The 15689-nt window shown below is 63.0% G+C and carries 15 protein-coding genes and 1 other RNA gene; 6 read left to right on the top strand and 10 right to left on the bottom strand.

What is annotated here, in order from left to right:
* Window positions 1-56 precede the first annotated feature (56 nt).
* Window positions 57-3929, top strand: a complete 3873-nt coding sequence (locus FJ951_RS18485; RefSeq protein ID WP_140516539.1) for an AsmA family protein — start codon at window positions 57-59, stop codon at window positions 3927-3929.
* Between the two features lie 77 nt (window positions 3930-4006).
* On the opposite strand, the gene FJ951_RS18480 is transcribed toward FJ951_RS18485, so the two are convergent.
* The 4 genes from FJ951_RS18480 to FJ951_RS18465 form a co-directional block, all read right to left on the bottom strand.
* Window positions 4007-4894, bottom strand: coding sequence for a sigma-70 family RNA polymerase sigma factor (locus tag FJ951_RS18480; protein ID WP_140516537.1), 888 nt, complete (start codon window positions 4892-4894; stop codon window positions 4007-4009).
* Between the two features lie 133 nt (window positions 4895-5027).
* Complete coding sequence (locus FJ951_RS18475; protein WP_140495300.1) at window positions 5028-5333, bottom strand: hypothetical protein; 306 nt, start codon at window positions 5331-5333, stop codon at window positions 5028-5030.
* A gap of 267 nt (window positions 5334-5600) precedes the next feature.
* Entirely contained in the window at window positions 5601-5846 is a 246-nt protein-coding gene (locus FJ951_RS18470) for a DUF982 domain-containing protein (RefSeq protein ID WP_140495302.1), read from the bottom strand.
* Window positions 5847-5860: 14 nt separating this feature from the next.
* Window positions 5861-6331 (bottom strand): MarR family winged helix-turn-helix transcriptional regulator, encoded by a 471-nt coding sequence (locus tag FJ951_RS18465; protein ID WP_140516535.1) that lies wholly within the window; start codon window positions 6329-6331, stop codon window positions 5861-5863.
* Window positions 6332-6479: 148 nt separating this feature from the next.
* Here FJ951_RS18465 and FJ951_RS18460 point away from each other — a divergent pair, with 148 nt between their 5' ends.
* Window positions 6480-8273: a chloride channel protein gene (locus FJ951_RS18460; RefSeq protein WP_140516533.1), complete on the top strand. Its 1794-nt coding sequence runs from the start codon at window positions 6480-6482 to the stop codon at window positions 8271-8273.
* A 12-nt stretch (window positions 8274-8285) separates the two neighbouring features.
* Here FJ951_RS18460 and FJ951_RS18455 read toward each other — a convergent pair whose 3' ends face one another.
* The 4 genes from FJ951_RS18455 to FJ951_RS18440 all read right to left on the bottom strand — a co-directional run bounded on the left by FJ951_RS18455 (window position 8286) and on the right by FJ951_RS18440 (window position 10099).
* Window positions 8286-8507 carry a ribbon-helix-helix domain-containing protein gene (locus tag FJ951_RS18455; protein WP_140516531.1) on the bottom strand — a complete coding sequence of 74 codons (222 nt, stop codon included), beginning with the start codon at window positions 8505-8507 and terminating at the stop codon, window positions 8286-8288.
* A gap of 7 nt (window positions 8508-8514) precedes the next feature.
* On the bottom strand, window positions 8515-8712 hold the full coding sequence (locus tag FJ951_RS18450) for a DUF4169 family protein (protein ID WP_140495310.1): 198 nt from the start codon (window positions 8710-8712) through the stop codon (window positions 8515-8517).
* An 18-nt stretch (window positions 8713-8730) separates the two neighbouring features.
* Complete coding sequence (locus FJ951_RS18445) at window positions 8731-9264, bottom strand: SspB family protein (RefSeq protein WP_140495312.1); 534 nt, start codon at window positions 9262-9264, stop codon at window positions 8731-8733.
* Between the two features lie 145 nt (window positions 9265-9409).
* Window positions 9410-10099, bottom strand: coding sequence for a TetR/AcrR family transcriptional regulator (locus FJ951_RS18440; RefSeq protein ID WP_140516529.1), 690 nt, complete (start codon window positions 10097-10099; stop codon window positions 9410-9412).
* A gap of 186 nt (window positions 10100-10285) precedes the next feature.
* Here FJ951_RS18440 and FJ951_RS18435 point away from each other — a divergent pair, with 186 nt between their 5' ends.
* Complete coding sequence (locus tag FJ951_RS18435) at window positions 10286-11491, top strand: multidrug effflux MFS transporter (RefSeq protein ID WP_140516527.1); 1206 nt, start codon at window positions 10286-10288, stop codon at window positions 11489-11491.
* A 64-nt stretch (window positions 11492-11555) separates the two neighbouring features.
* On the opposite strand, the gene FJ951_RS18430 is transcribed toward FJ951_RS18435, so the two are convergent.
* Both FJ951_RS18430 and ssrA read right to left on the bottom strand, forming a co-directional pair.
* Window positions 11556-12107, bottom strand: a complete 552-nt coding sequence (locus FJ951_RS18430) for an AAA family ATPase (protein ID WP_140516525.1) — start codon at window positions 12105-12107, stop codon at window positions 11556-11558.
* Window positions 12108-12222: 115 nt separating this feature from the next.
* Window positions 12223-12583, bottom strand: a transfer-messenger RNA (tmRNA) gene (gene ssrA, locus FJ951_RS18425).
* 167 nt (window positions 12584-12750) lie between these two features.
* Between ssrA and FJ951_RS18420 the strand changes: the two genes are divergently transcribed.
* From FJ951_RS18420 to modA, 3 genes are all read left to right on the top strand, one after another.
* The gene (locus FJ951_RS18420; RefSeq protein WP_140495320.1) at window positions 12751-13062 is read left to right on the top strand and encodes a DUF2853 family protein; all 312 of its coding nucleotides are present in this window, start codon (window positions 12751-12753) and stop codon (window positions 13060-13062) included.
* Window positions 13063-13365: 303 nt separating this feature from the next.
* Entirely contained in the window at window positions 13366-14160 is a 795-nt protein-coding gene (locus FJ951_RS18415) for a thymidylate synthase (protein WP_140516710.1), read from the top strand.
* A gap of 731 nt (window positions 14161-14891) precedes the next feature.
* On the top strand, window positions 14892-15686 hold the full coding sequence (gene modA, locus FJ951_RS18410; RefSeq protein WP_140516523.1) for a molybdate ABC transporter substrate-binding protein: 795 nt from the start codon (window positions 14892-14894) through the stop codon (window positions 15684-15686).
* The last annotated feature ends 3 nt before the right edge of the window (window positions 15687-15689 follow it).

Here is a 15689-nt window from a genome sequence, read left to right as displayed (position 1 = left end):
TCGACACGCGGATGCAGGTAGAGTGCGGCTGATTTCAACCAAACCGTTCGGAACTGATGCTCGCACGCCTGTTCGTGATCTTTGGTGGCCTGTTCGTGCTGGTGCTGTGCGCGGCGCTGGTGGGGCCGTATTTTGTCGACTGGTCCGGCTATCGGGCGCAGTTCGAGCGCGAAGCGAGCGCCATTCTCGGCCGCAAGGTGACCGTGCAGGGCGACGCCACGGCGCGCTTGTTGCCGTTTCCGTCGGTAACCTTCTCCAATGTCGCCGTTGCCGGCGGCCCCGCCGGCCAGCCGGCGATGACCGTCGAGACGTTTTCGATGGATGCGGAACTGGCGCCGTTCCTGCGTGGCGAGGTGCTGATTTTCGACATGCGGCTGGTGCGGCCGAAAGCGACGATCGACATCGCCGCCAATGGTACCGTCGACTGGGCGATGCGGCCGTCCTCGCCCTTCAACCTCAACCAGATCTCGATCGAGAAGCTGACGGTGACGGAAGGGCAGATCGAGCTGCGTCATGCCGCCGGCGGACGCAGCCACACCATGTCCGAGATCAATTCGACCATTTCGGCCAAATCGCTGGCGGGCCCGTGGCGCATGGATGGCACGTTGAGGTTCGACGGCCTGCGCACGACGGTTGCCGCCACTACCGGCAAGGCCGAAGCCAACGGCCAGATGCGGTTTCGGCTCAAGGCCGATCCCGACGCGTATCCGCTGGTCATCGAAACCGACGGCAATGCCGGCATCGTCAACGGCGCCGCCATCTACTCCGGACAGTTCAAGATTTCCGGCGCCGATAAGAACTCAGCCCAGTTGCGGGGCACCGATGGCGAGACGGTGAAGGTCGGCACCGGCAAGTCCAATCCCGGCTTTCGGGTTAACGGCAAGTTCGCGCTCGATCACCAGAAGCTCGGCATCGATGAATTCCGCTTCGAGACCGGACCCCTCGACAATCCCTATACCGCCGACGGCAAGGCCTCGATCGATCTCGGCCAGAAGCCGAGCTTCGCCATCGAGGCCAATGGCGCGCAGGTGCAGTTCGACGAGGCCGTGGGTGCGGCGGCAGGCGCCGGCCTGACACTGGATCAGCGCATTGCCGGACTGGAACAGGCCTTGCTCGACCTGCCTAAGCCGACCATTCCCGGAACGGTCGAGGTCAGGTTGCCGGCCGTGGTGGCCGGTGACACCACGGTTCGCGACGTTCATCTTTCCGCCGAGCCGGTCGATGGCGGCTGGTCGGTGAAATCGCTCGCCGCGACACTGCCCGGCCGCGCCACGCTGGAGGCCGACGGCCTGCTCAGCGTCGAGAACCATTTCGGCTTCACCGGTTCGCTGCTGCTGGCGGTGGCGCAGCCTTCCGGCTTCGCTGCCTGGTTGTCGAAGGACGTCGACGAGGCGATCCGGCGTCTGCCCGCCGCCGGCTTCCGGGCTAAAGTCGATCTCTCCGAAAAGCGCCAGGCCTTCAGCGATCTCGAACTGGTCCTGGGCAAAGCGACGTTTTCCGGCCGCATCGATTCCAGCCAGCCCGACGACGCCAGGCCCTCGGTGCTGATGCGGCTGGAAGGCGGCGATCTCGATGTCGACGGGCTAGCGGCCTTCGCTTCGATCTTCATCAGCGACAAGGGCGCCAACCGATTTGCCGATCGCGACCTCGATTTCCAGATCAAGGCGGGACCGGTCAGTGCCGGAGGCTTGACCGCCGACACGGTCGACACCGCGCTCAGGCTGCGCGACGGGCTGCTTGAGATCGACCGACTGTCGGTGGGCGGGCTGGCCGGCGCGTCGATCAGCGCCACAGGCCGGATCAAGGATTTTCCGGCGAGCCCGACCGGCAAGCTTGACGCCTCCGTGGTCGCCGTCGACCTGAAGCCGCTGATAGACGTGGCGGCGCAGCATTATGCCGACAATGCCGTGCTCAAGGGACTGGCAAGCCGCGCCGCTGCTTATCCCGACCTGTTCCAGGATTCGCGCGTCGATCTTGTGGTGAGTGCCGCCGACAATGGCGACGGCACAACAGGGCTTGCTGTGAGCGGGCAAGGCAAGGCCGGCGGATCGTCCTTTTCCGCCTCGCTGTCGGGGAAGGGAGCGGTCGACAAGTTTCTTGAAGCGCCTGTGGCGCTGACCTTCAATGCCAGGAACCCCGACGCCACAGCGCTGCTGGCACTTTACGGCTTGCCGGCGCTGCCGCTCGGCATGCTCGGCGAGGCAAGCACCGACATCCAGGCCAAGGGCACGCTGGGCGGCGGCCTTGCGACGAGCTTCAGCCTTGCCGGCAACGACTTCAACGCCGGTTTCGACGGCACCGTAGCCGACACGCCCCAAGGTCCGGTCGCGAAGGGCAAGGTCAGCCTCGATGCGGCCGACATCGAGCCCTGGCTGATGACATCGGGCATAGGCCTGCCGGGCATGGGGACAGGCACGTCGACGTCGCTCACCGCGCAGGCCGATTACGGCAACGGCCTACTGGTGCTCTCCGGCCTCAACGCCGCCATCAACGAAGCTGCGGTGTCGGGTGACGTGAACATCGACGTCAAGGAGGGGATTGACGGCAAGGATGGCGTGCCGCATCTGGCCGGCTCACTGGCGCTCGACGAACTTGATCTGGACCCGATGGCGGTGGCGCTGTTCGGCGATTCCGCGTTCACGGACAAGAGCGGAGACAATAAAGGCGGTGTGTGGCCGTCGGCCCCGTTCAGCCAGAAATCCAGCCTTCCATTCACGGCCGATCTCGACTTGACCACGGCTTCCCTTGCCGCAGGGCCATTCGCGACCGCCTATGACGCGGCCTTGTCGCTGAAGCTCGACCAGGAAGGCATCCGCGTGTCCGATCTCAAGGCGAAATTCCTTGGCGGTGCGCTGACCGGCCTGTTCGAATTGAAAAACAATGACGGCACTGGGCTTTTCACCGGCCAGATGAAGCTCGCGGACGCCGATCTGCCAGCCGTGCTGCCGGATGCCGGCATCGGCGGCAAGGGGGATGTCTCCGCGGCGTTTTCGACAAGCGGCAAATCGGTCGACGCGATGATCGCCGCTCTGTCGGGTTCGGGCACGGCGGCGCTGAAGGGCGTCACGGTCGCCGGCGTCAATCCCAATGCGTTCAGCACCTTCCTCGCCAAGGCCGACGCGATCGGCCGCGATATCGATGCAGCCAAGACCGCCGGCTTCGCGCCCGCTATCGCGGCAGATGGCAGTTTCGCGGCAAAGGATACCGACATCGCCTTCACCATTGCAGGTGGCACGCTGCGAGCGCCGCCGATCAGCCTCGAAAATCCTTCGGCGACCTTGTCCGCCGACATCACGGCGGACCTCAATGCCGATACGGTCTCCGCCAAGGGCGCGGTCACCTACCGGCCCGGCGACGAAGCGCTCGTCGGTTCCGAACCGGCGATGAATTTCAGCGTCGAGGGGCCGTTCGGCGCCGTCAAACGGCAGTTCGACAGCGAACCGCTGGCGCAGTTCCTGACGCAGCGCGCGCTGGAGAAGGAGCAGCAGCGGGTCGAGGCGATGCAGGCCGCGTTGCTGGAGAAGCAGCGGCTGCGGCGCGAAGTGCGCTACTACGCTGCGTTGCAGGACCAGCGCGACAAGGCGGCCGAGGAGCAGCGACAGCGGGAGGAGGCGGCGCGGCTGAAGGCCGAGGCCGACGCCAAGGCGAAAGCCGAGGCGGAAGCTCAGGCGCAGGCCGAAGCAGAGGCCAGGGCCAAGGCGGATGCCGAGGCAAAAGTCAAAGCCGAGGCGGATGCCAAGGCAAAGGCCGAGGAGGCGATGCGGACCTCCTCGCAGGAGAAGGCAAGGCTGGAAGCAGAGCGCAAGGGCGCCGAGCAGGCGCCGAACCCGGAACGGGCGCCGCCGCCGGTGGCCAACGACAATCCGCCTCCGGCCAAACCGCAGTTCAATCCGTCTACGATCGACAATTTGCTGAAGTCTTTGCAGTAGGGCAGTAGGGCAGTAGGGCAGTAGGGCAGTAGGGCAGTAGGGTAGTAGGGTAGTAGGCAGGGATTTCCCTCGATCGTTCAAAGAACGAGCAGTTCGGCGCTGTCGGCGACGTAGCGGGCGTGACGAAAATCGCGGATGGCGGCAAGCTTGCCCTCCTGCCAGACCAGCAGGATGAAATAGGCTGGTCGCGCAGCCGGGTCGTTGCCGTCGTGAACGAGGACTACCGGCCTGTCCTCGACGAATCCCGGCACGAAACGCCAATCGCGGAGGCGGGAATAGTTGTGGAAATAGGTAGCCACTTCCTTGGGTCCGGTAAACCGCGTCCTGGCCACCAGCTCCAGGCGAACTTCATCGGCGAGCATGTCGCGCACGGCGTCGAAATCACGGGCGTTGAAGCGATCGATATAGGCTTCGAGCAACAGGCGTTCGGAGACGCCTAGCCTGGGAACCGGCCGATCCTCGGGCTCGGCGGCGAGCTGGCGCAAGCGGCCGCGGCCACGATGCAGCGCCGCCTTGACGGCCGGGACGCTGGTGTCCAGCGCGGCGCTGATCTCTTGCAGCGAATAACCCAGAACGTCCATCATGATGACGCTGCTGCGCTGCGCGACGGGCAGGCGCATGAAGGTGTGCAGGCCGGCGGCAGCGGCCTGACGGTCGAAGGTGGCGTTGGCCGGGTCGACGATCATGTCCGGATCCTCATCGGAAAAGGCCTTTTCGCGGGCTCGCCGGCGCAGAAAATCGAGTGCCGTGTTGTGCGCGATGCGGAACAGCCAGCCCTCCGGATTTGCGATCTGGCCGGCGTTCGGCAAAGCCTCGAACGCCTTGGCCAGCGCTTCCTGCAACACGTCCTCGCCGTCGAAGACGGAACCCGTCATGCGCGCGCAATAGCGGTGCAGCTTTGGGCGCAAGTCCCCAAGCAGGCGTTCGATGAGCGCGCGGTGCCCGCCAGGAATGAGGATGTTCATACGCCCGCCGTTCTCCACATCGCTTGACCGCGCCTAGAGCAATTCCAAGAAAAGTGTGTGCGGTTTTCTGTCCAGAATTGCGTCAAAACAAAGAGTAGGGCGGTTCGCTGTTTCCATGAAACGGTGAACTGCTCTAGTGGTCCAGCATCCGGTAACTGCCCACTACCGTCATCGCCTCGCGATGCGGAGGCTCGATGCAGCGATCCCTGATGCCGTTCTGAAAAGTCGCGAATGCCGCTAGCCCCGGAAGGGTGCCGGCCTGCTCCTCGGTTGCCGCCTCGACCAGATGGAAGAAGGTACCGTCGCCGGACCGCCATGTCATGTAGCGAAACCCTTCGGGCGATTTATCCCGCAATTCCTGGAACACGGCCTTGACCAGCCGCTCGTTCTCGTCGACCAGCTCCGGTTTGGTCCTGTAACGTATCAAATGGTGTTTCATCTTGTCTGTTCCTTTGCCGGCCCTGCACCTTGCAGGTCGCTCATGTCCGAGACGAAGCGGCGGAGCCAAAGGATTCGGGGTTTCCGGAATTTTTTTATGCGGCCCCTTATGTCCCATCTTCCCGATGGTAGCCGGGCTTCGCAAAAGTTGAATGGACGACGGCGCGTTGCTGACGGCTGTCGCGATCTCATCGTGCGCTCACCGTCGATCGAGGACGGTATGTCGGGCCTGTGGTTGGGCCAACAACGCCCAGGACATGCGCGGCAGTTATTCGACCAGAATGCGCGCTTCCCTCGCGGCTTCGACAAAAGCATCCCTGGCGGTATCGGCCGATACGCCGCCGTTCATGGCCTGTCGGCACGCCCGCAGCGCAGCCTTATGCTTGATGCTTCCCGCATCGCGCCAGTGATTGGTAAGAAGGTCGAGAGCTTGTTCGGCATTGGACAGATTTCGAACGTCGCCAGTAACGCCTGTGGAAACCGGGACTGCCTTGGAAAACCAGATGTTGTACATGGCATAGCCTCCATTCAGCTAGGTTGCGAAACTTGTCTCTGGAGCGTGTCGCGGTCCTTTCGGGCGAGCACGCTCCTCAGCATGGGTTCGATGCGCGAAAGCTCGTCGAGATGCACGGCCGACAAGTCGGCGAGGCAGGCATCGGCCCGCTCGGTCAGTTGCAGCAGCACCTTGCGCTGGTCGTCCTTGTCCTGATCCCTGACGATCAGCCCGGCCTCGCACAGGCGGTTGACCAGTTCGACGGCGCTATGATGACGGATGCGCAAGCGTTCGGCGAGGTCGCCGATGGCTACCGGGCCTCCGCCCGGAAAACCCTTGATGGCGAGCAGTGCCTGATGCTGGCGCGATGTCAGACCGGCGTCTTCGGCCTGTAGCTGGCTGAATTCCAGGAAGCGGCGGATCAGATAGCGGAACTCCGACAGCCGCTGGTAGTCGGCCTGGCTGATGGCGGGGCGGGGTTTTTGCGGATGCGACATATCAGACATGTGTTGTCATTCCAGCCAAAGCTCAAACGATTTCGGGCCAAGTCCGCTTGAATATTTATATCGTATTACGATACATAGCCGCCGGCAAAGCCGTTTTGACGGTTTGCCGATCCTCCAACAGCGACACGCCACGGAAAGCAGGCAGGCAATGAAGACCGAACAGGGCAGTCCCGGACATCTGCGCGATTTCACCACCGACGCCAGGGTGTTGCTGATCGCTGGCATCGCGGTGGTGGTGGCGACGGCCGCGCTGTTTGCCGGCATCATCCTGCTGAAATTGATCCGGCTCGCCACCAACGTCGCCTATTTCGGTCAATTCACGCTCGCCGATCTGAGGCTGGAGGACACGCCGCTTGGCTATGCCGCCGTCGCCGTGCCGGTGATCGGCGCACTCATTATCGGCCTGATGGCGCGCTACGGCAGCGAGAAAATCCGTGGCCACGGCATTCCAGAAGCGATCGAAGCGATCCTGCTCGGGCGCTCGCGGCTGGACGCCAAGGTCGCAGTGCTGAAGCCGCTGTCGTCGGCGATCTCGATCGGCTCCGGTGGACCGTTCGGCGCCGAGGGCCCAATTATCATGACCGGCGGCGCCATCGGCTCGCTGATCGCGCAGATGCTGCCGGTCAGCGACAATGAGCGCAAGACGCTGCTGGTGGCGGGCGCCGCCGCGGGCATGACCACCGTGTTCGGAACGCCGATCGCCGCCATCATGCTGGCGGTGGAACTGCTTCTGTTCGAGTGGACGCCGCGCAGCTTCATTCCGGTGGCGGTGGCTGCCATCGTGGCGGAGGTCGAGCGCACCATGCTGCACATGCCGGGACCGATCTTTCCGTTTCAGGGCGGCATGGCGATTTCCTTTGCCGGTCTTGGCGGCTGGGTCCTGATCGGCGTTGCCGCCGGCCTCCTGTCTGCCTTGCTGACGCAGATGGTCTATGCCTGCGAGGACGGTTTCCAGAAGCTGCCGATCCACTGGATGTGGTGGCCGATGCTCGGCGGCCTCGTCGTCGGCATTGGCGGCCTGATCGAGCCGCAGGCGCTCGGCGTCGGCTACGACAACATATCCAGCATGCTGGACGGCCGTACGATCGCGACGGCGGCACTCCTGTTGTTGGTGGTGAAAGCCGTCATCTGGTCCGTGGCGTTGGGCTCGGGAACGTCGGGCGGCGTGCTGGCGCCACTGCTGATCATGGGCGGCGCGATGGGCGCGGTGCTCGCCGGCTTCCTGCCGGCGGCCGATCCCGGCTTCTGGGCGCTGCTGGCGATGGCGGCGACCATGGGTGGCACGATGCGCGCGCCGCTGACGGCGACCTTCTTCGCGGTCGAATTGACCGGCAACACGCATGTGCTGGTGCCGCTGATCGCGGCCTGCGCCGCCGCCCATGCGGTGACGGTGCTTTTGATGAAACGTTCCATCCTGACCGAGAAGATCGCCAGGCGAGGGCATCATCTGGTGCGCGAATACCGGGTCGATCCGTTCGCGCTGACCAGGGTGCATGAAGTGATGACCACGCAGGTCCAGAGCGTGCCGGCGACGATGACGCTGCATGGCGCAGCGGCATTCCTGACCGCGCCGGAGACGCGTCATCCGAGCTTCCCGGTCATTGACGGCAACAGGCAGGTGCTCGGCCTCATCGATCCACCGGCGATCCTGCGCTGGCGGCGTGCCGGCAAGCACCGGACGACGACGCTCGGCGAATTACTGGCCGGCAGCAAGGTGACGCTTGCCTATCCCGATGAATATCTGGAAGGCCTGTCGGACAAGCTCCTGATGGCCAACGTGTCGCATCTGCCGGTCGTGGCACGCGACGATGGAACGCTGGTCGGTTACGTCGGCTGGAAGGACCTGATGCGCGTCAGATCCAGGAAACAGGCGGAAGAGCGCGATCGCACGGCCCTGCTGGGGTTCGGCACCCGCCGCGGGAAACAGGAAGGCGCTGCCTGACGGCGTCCGGCATCAGGCGCGGCCGCGCTTCGCCCAGGCCAGTACATGGATCCGGAGCGCCGAGGACAGATTGGTGTCGCGCGGCCGGTTTTCGTCGACTTCCGCGACCAGCGCGGCAAGGGGCAGATTGCGCGCGACGGCGATGGCGACAAGGTCGTCAAAAAACGGCTTTTCGAGCGAATAGCTGGTGCGGTGGCCACGGATCGTCACCGAGCGTTTTTCGACCGGGCTCACCTGGAGCTCATTTGGGGTCCGGATCGGGCGACGGTTGACGCCGATGGCCCGCGACGAAGAACTCGGCCTTTTCGGCAACCAGGCGGTCGCGTTCCTTCTCTGCCCCGGAGCGGCCGTACAGGGCGCGGTTCTGGCTGGCAGTGCGTTCCTTCTCCAGCCTTGCCTTCTGCTTGCGAGCCTGGCGCAGATTGACGATGTCGGCCATGACGCGCGACCCGAAGGCTTATTTCTTGCGGAAGGCGTCGAGCGAGACGACTTCGGCGCCCTTGGCGGCATCGGCATCGGCCGCCTTCTTCTCGGGTTCGGCGGCCTTCTTCTCCGCCTTCGGCTTTTTCTCGGAGACGATGGCGAGCGGTTCGGACGCCGGCTGGGAAGCTGGTTCGTCATCTGACTGGCCTTCGGTCTTGACGTCGAATTCGAGTTCGAAGTTAACCGACGGATCGTAGAAGCCGCGCACCGCCGAGAACGGGATTTCGAGTTTTTCCGGCACGTCCGAGAAGGAGAGCCCGACCTCGAAACCGGTCTCGGTGACCTTCAGGTCCCAATACTGGAACTGGATGACGATGGTCATCTGCTCCGGATAGCGCTCGCGCAGCCGCGAAGACACGCGCACGCCCGGCGCGCCGGTCAGGAAGGTGATGAAGAAATGATGGTTGCCGGGGAGGCCGGTGCGCGCGACCTCGGCCAGGACCTTGCGCATGACGCCGCGCAACGCCTCCTGGGCCAGAATGTCATAGCGGATGTGGTCGTCGGCCATGTGGCGGTCGGGTTCCGTTGAATCGTCCGCATAGCTGTAATCAAGCTTGAGCGCGGCGTAAACCGCATATAGACCGCCGCCGCGAGGAAGCGAGGACGATTGCCGAGATTTGATCGCGGAAGCCGGCTTGCGTCACCCGCAAATGTCACGCATTGGCAAGCGCGGCGTGTTTCTTGACGCTGGTCGGGGAGGGGCGCTTGCCGAAAGCGCGCAGGAAGGTGCGCACGCCATTTGTCGCCGATTGCACGACCTCGTCCTCGGCCGGGGTGCCGCCGAGCATGAAGGTCGTCTGCAATTCAGCATTGACGAGGCCGAGGAACTGCCGCGCCGCGACGTCGGGGTCGTCGATCGCGAGGTAACCGCCATAGGCAAGGCGGGCGAAGCGGGCGGCGATTGCCGGCCAGGTCCGCCCCGGGCCCTGTTCGCGCCATTCGGCGAACAGTTCGGGGTAGCGCTCGCCTTCGGTCTGGATCAGCTTGCGCAGGAATTTTCCGTCGCGGTTGCAGATGCAGTTCTGGTTCAGGCGCACGGCAAAGCCGATCAGATCCGCTTCCAGATCTCTCGGCTGGTCCGGGAACGTGGCGATGGTGGCGAAGATGCCGGCATTGCAGCGCTCGGTGAGATCGCGGACTACGGCGATGAAGAGCTTTTCCTTGTCGCCATGGTGGTTGTAGACGGTCTGGCGCGAGACACCCGCCTCGGCGGCGATCAGGTCGATATTGGCGCCGGCAAAGCCCTCGCGGCAGAACACGGAAGCGGCTGCGTCGACCACCGAGATGCGCTTGGCCTCGTGGCTGCGTGGCGGGAAACTGTCAGGAGAAACATCCGGTCTCATGAAAATCTATATAGAGGTGATTGACGATTTAGACAAGACTGTCTAAATTTGTGGACACGCTATAAGGGGTTCACCTCTGGACAGGCGAACAATTCGCTCTCGGAGAGTCGGAATCCCACGGGATCGAACGTCCTGGGGTCAGACGTCGCCTTGCGGCGGCAACCAGATTCGAAAGAAGCCAACATCATGAGTCCCAAATTCCTCCGCATCGCGGTCGTGCTCGGCCTGTTGTCCGCCATCGGGCCCTTCGCCATCGATATGTATCTGCCCGCATTGCCCTCGATCGGCGCGGATCTCAACGCCGGCACCGCAGCCGTGCAGATGAGCCTTTTGATCTTCTTCCTGTCGATGGGCTTCGGCCAGATCGTCGTCGGGCCGATCTCCGATATGGTCGGACGCAAGCTGCCGCTCTATGGCGGTCTTGCGCTGTTCATGGTCGGCGGCGTCGGTTCGGCATTGGCGCCGACCATCGAATGGCTGATCGCCTTCCGTTTCCTGCAGGGCCTTGGCGCCAGCGCCGGCATGGCCATTCCGCGCGCGATCGTGCGCGACCTGCACACTGGCAACGAAGCCGCCAAGCTGATGTCGTTGCTGATGCTGGTGTTCTCGGTATCGCCGATCCTGGCGCCGCTGACCGGCAGCCAGATCATCGAGAGTTTCGGCTGGCGCGCCGTGTTCTGGACCGTCACGGCCGCAGCGGTGCTGGCAACCATCCTGCTCGCGACCTCGCTCAAGGAGACGCGGCCGGCTGAAGAACGCGCCGGTTCTTCCTTTGGCACCGCCCTTTCAGGCTACCGTTTCCTGATGGGGGACCGCAATTTCCTCGGCCTGGTGGCGATCGCGGGCTTCGGCATTGCGAGCTTCTTCGTCTATCTGTCGAGCTCGTCCTTCATCCTGATCGACCATTACGGCCTGTCGCCTTCGGTCTATAGCGTGTTCTTCTCGATCAATGCCGTCGCCTTCATCGGCATGTCGCAGCTCACCGGCCTGCTTTCCGAGCGTTTCGGGCTCAAGCGGGTGGTGTGGGTGGCGGTGACCGGCTACGCCACGACGATGGTGGCACTGTTCGCTGTCATGGCTTCCGGTGTGGACCGGCTGGATGTGATGGCGGCGCTGCTGTTCGTCGGCTATGGCTTTCTCGGCCTGGTCATTCCGACCACCTCGGTATTGGCCATGGAGGAGCATGGCGAGATCGCGGGCACGGCTTCGGCGCTGATGGGCACGCTGCACTTCGCCATCGGTGCGCTCGCCATGGGTGTCGCGGGCATCTTTTTCGACGGCACGCCGTTGCCGATGGTCGCCGGCATCACGCTCTGCGCGGTGATCTCCTTCACCCTGGCCAAGATCACGCTCGGCCGTTCGCGCGAGGCCGTCGAAGCGCCGGCGGAGTAGGCAATCGCCAATAAATTGAAAGAGGCCGGGAAATTGAAAGAGGCCGGGGCGATCCCGGCCTTTTTCATGCCAATCCCGTTTCGTCCAGCATGAAGCGCAGCCGTGTCTCGACAGGCGCCAGGGGCAGCCGTACCAGTTCATAACCGAGTTCGGCATAGACGCCGACCAGCGCGTGACAGGTACGCTCGGCTTCGTCGAGCGTTTGCTTGCGTTCTTCATCCTGCGTGAAGATTTCGGGCCAAGGCGGGGCAACGAAGACACGAGGGTTGTAGCGGCAACGCTTCGCTGCGATGCCGACGTGATCGGGCACCGGCAGACCGCTGAGGCGGAGATAGCCCAGCGTGTCGGGCACGCCACGATCGAGGAAGACCGGTCCTTCCTGTTCGATCGCGGCTTGGTACGAGCGCATCTCCCAGGACAGCATCAATTCGGCAAACAATGCGCGATCGCTCCACGGCAAAGCGGAGCCGCCAATGGCGGACTGGTCGCGAATGATGCCGCGTCCGGCCTCGACCGAGGTGGCGAACCCTGCACGGCGCAAGGCTTCGATCAGTGTGGTCTTGCCGGAGCCCGGACCGCCGGTCAGCACGAAGAATCGGTCGGAATTGTTTTGCATTTTTTACCCATGTCGAAGGAGGCACGCGGCTCCACTGCGTCGCCTCCCATGGGCCGAACGAAGTCTGGCCGGCGCGAGCGTGCCGTTGCGCGTGATGCCGATGAAAAAGGGGAGAAGTGGAGGTTTCTGTTGCCAGGTACCTCCGAACCCCGCCTAGAAGTGCGAACCCCTAGGGCTTGATTTGAAGCTATCGCACTGCATTAAGCAGCGAGACGTGCTTCCGCATAGTTGTCGTTGGCAACTATAAGTTTAGCCCGATGACGGTGGTACAATGCCGGGCAAAAGTACGATCTTTACACCTTCGTCGATCCTATTTCGCCCCCAGCAAAAGCCGCTCCGTCTTCCAGAGCGGTTTTTGGTGGAGGCGCCGGGTACCGCCCCCGGGTCCGAACGGCTTATTTCATCGCCAGTTTATCGCCATAGTCGGTCAAGCCGACGAAGCGAATATAGGGGTCCATCGCCAGAAATGAAAGACCGCAATGTGCTTTGTCCCTGTGTCAAAATGCGACGCGGCAGGGTTGACTTGGGAACGGTCTCAACCGAAGCTTTGCCGCGGTGAGGAGTTACCGACCGAGCGCACGAGTTGCGGAGCGCGCCACAGCCCTCATCGACCGGATCCGTGGCGCCGACGAGGGGAATTTTGATGGCCGACTATCTTGCAGACGTGAAGAAATACGACGCCGCGGCGAGTGCGGAAATTGTTGAGAAGATCGTCAAGCATCTGGGCATCGCGCTCAGGAACCGCGACTCCTCGCTGGTGTCCTGCACCGATCCCAAAGAACTCGAGCGCGTCCGGGAAAACTGGGTCGGCAAGAAGCTCGGCGTCGCCGATGCGGCGAAGGCAGATGCTGCGATCGAGAAGACCTGCAAGGCGATGGCCGCAGACAACACCAAGAATCGAGTGACTTTTTACTACCTCGTTGCCAAGGACCTGGGAAAGCTCGGTTCGCTCTGAGAATTCCGTGCTCGCGCGGCTGCTGAAGCGCGCCGCTGGTTTGTAACGGGCACGGCTTGTGCTGCCCCTCATCTGGCTGCCGCCATCTTCTCCCCGTATAGAGACGGGGAGAGGAATGCTGTCACCGATGGTTTCGCCAATTGCCGGGGTTGCAAGACGGACACCGAGGCTGCGGCCAGTTTGCTTGGATGTCGGCGCAGACGCCGAAACGGTGATGAGGCAAGCGTCGCCTGCGCCGTTTTGATGTGTTCGGCCGCCTGTCTAGCAGCTATAATGCTCGCACAATCGAATCGAGCCGAACCGATGCGCCAGTATCTCGACCTTCTGCAGCACGTGCTGGATCATGGCGCCGACCGCGGCGACCGCACGGGCACGGGCACGCGCTCCGTGTTCGGCTACCAGATGCGCTTCGATCTGGCGCGCGGCTTTCCCGCCACCACCACCAAGAAGCTGCACCTGAAATCGATCATTCACGAGCTTTTGTGGTTCCTGGCCGGCGAAACCAATATCAAATATCTGACCGACCATGGCGTTTCCATCTGGGACGAATGGGCTGACGAGAATGGCGACCTTGGTCCCGTCTACGGCAAGCAGTGGCGTTCCTGGCCGGACGGCCATGGCGGGTCGATCGATCAGATAAACAATCTTGTGAAAGAGATACGCCGCAATCCTCAATCGCGGCGGCTGATCGTTTCGGCCTGGAATCCGGCCGAGGTGGAGGCGATGGCGTTGCCGCCATGCCATTGCCTGTTCCAGTTCTACGTCTCGGAAGGCCGGCTTTCCTGCCAGCTTTACCAGCGTTCCGGCGACATCTTCCTCGGCGTTCCGTTCAACATCGCCTCCTACGCCCTGCTGACGCTGATGGTGGCGCAGGTGACCGGCCTGAAGCCCGGTGATTTCGTCCATACGCTTGGCGACGCACATCTTTATTCGAACCATTTCGAGCAGGCGCGCGAGCAGCTGCGGCGCACGCCAAGAACGCTGCCGACCATGTGGATCAACCCTGAAGTGAAGGATCTCTTCGCCTTCCGCTTCGAGGATTTCCGGCTGGAAAACTATGTCGCCGACGCGACGATCAAGGCGCCGATCGCGGTCTGAACCGCCGGCGCAACGTTGCCGACCTGATGTCTCGAGGCCGTGGCGATGGTGGTGCCTCGCCGGTACGTCGTTTTGATATCTTTTCGACAAGATCGGTCGACCTTACCCTCAGGCCAGGAGATTTCCGGGGGAGGCGTCCATGCGACTGTCAGCAGCGGTATTTGCGCTCGTCTTTGTCTTCGCTTTCAATGCCCACGCATTTGCCGAGTGCGGGTGTGAATGCATCAACAACAGCATGAAGCCGTTCTGCGACGATCCAGCTGCGAAGCTGCCAAACTGTCCCCGCGCGACTTGCAAGCCCGCTGACGCAGAGGGGAATGACCTTCCCGCAAGCGCCATATCAAGCGAGACGCGGTATGTCTGCAAAGTGCGGATGGTGAAGACGCCGGAAGGCTCGTTTCGACACACACTTATCTGCATTTAGACATTGTCTCGCCTCTCCCAACAGATCACGGCGGCGACAGCTATGTCGCCCAAAAGTGACCGCAGTTTTGGGGGAACGACGCGCTTTAGAAGATTTCAGCCTTGGTTCCGTCGAGGGCAACGGGCGCCGATTTTCTTGTGACGTCTTCGTCTGCCTTTCGCTGTATCCGTGCTGGTCTATCGCAGGTCGCGATGACGCCGCGCATTCAATGGCGACGCTGGGCAAAAAATCTTTCCTTGTTATATTCATCCGGATATATCGGATGGCAGGCTTCGAGCAGGCCGGATGCCAACTCAGGGAGAGCTTCATGACGCGCAACGGTTTTGCAGTGGCGGCGGTCGCCATTGGTGGCTTCGCGGCGGCGTGGACGGCAGCAGTGCCGGCGGCGCGCGCGCAAGACGAGGTCGTGGTGTTTGCGGCCGCCAGCCTCAAGGACGCGCTCGACGCGGTCAACAAGGCCTGCGCGGCTGATGTCGGCGAAGCGGCGACCATCTCCTACGCGGCGAGTTCGGCGCTCGCCAAGCAGATCGAAAGCGGCGCGCCGGCGGACGTCTTCATCTCGGCCGATCTCGACTGGATGAAGTATCTTTCCGACAGGAAGCTGACCAAGCCCGATACCGAAGTGAAGCTGCTCGGCAACCAGATCGTGCTGGTGGCGCCGAAGGATTCGGGCGTTGAAGCCAAGATCGAAAAGGGTTTTGATCTGGCCAGACTGGTCGGCGACGGCAAGCTCGCCATGGGCGACCTCAAGGCTGTGCCGGCTGGCAAATACGGCAAGGCCGCGCTTGAATCGCTCGGCGTCTGGTCCTCGGTCGAGGGCAAGGTGGCGCAGGCCGAGAATGTGCGTGCGGCGCTCAAGCTGGTCTCGACGGGCGAAGCGGCTCTCGGCATCGTCTATGCCACGGACGCGCATGCCGAAAAGGGCGTCAAGGTGGTTGGTGTTTTCCCCGAGGATTCACATCCGCCGATCATCTATCCGGTTGCCCAAACGGCTGATTCGAAGGACAAGGACACGCCTGCCTTCCTGAAGTGCCTGCGGACGGCAAAGGCATCGGATCTATTCAAGGAGCAGGGTTTCACGGTCCTTGCGCCTGTCAACTAGGAT

This window comes from Mesorhizobium sp. B2-2-3 (genome assembly GCF_006442405.1).
Lineage (GTDB): Bacteria > Pseudomonadota > Alphaproteobacteria > Rhizobiales > Rhizobiaceae > Mesorhizobium.
Note: the sequence above shows the minus strand (reverse complement) of the source record. Positions and strands in the feature narration are given on the sequence as shown.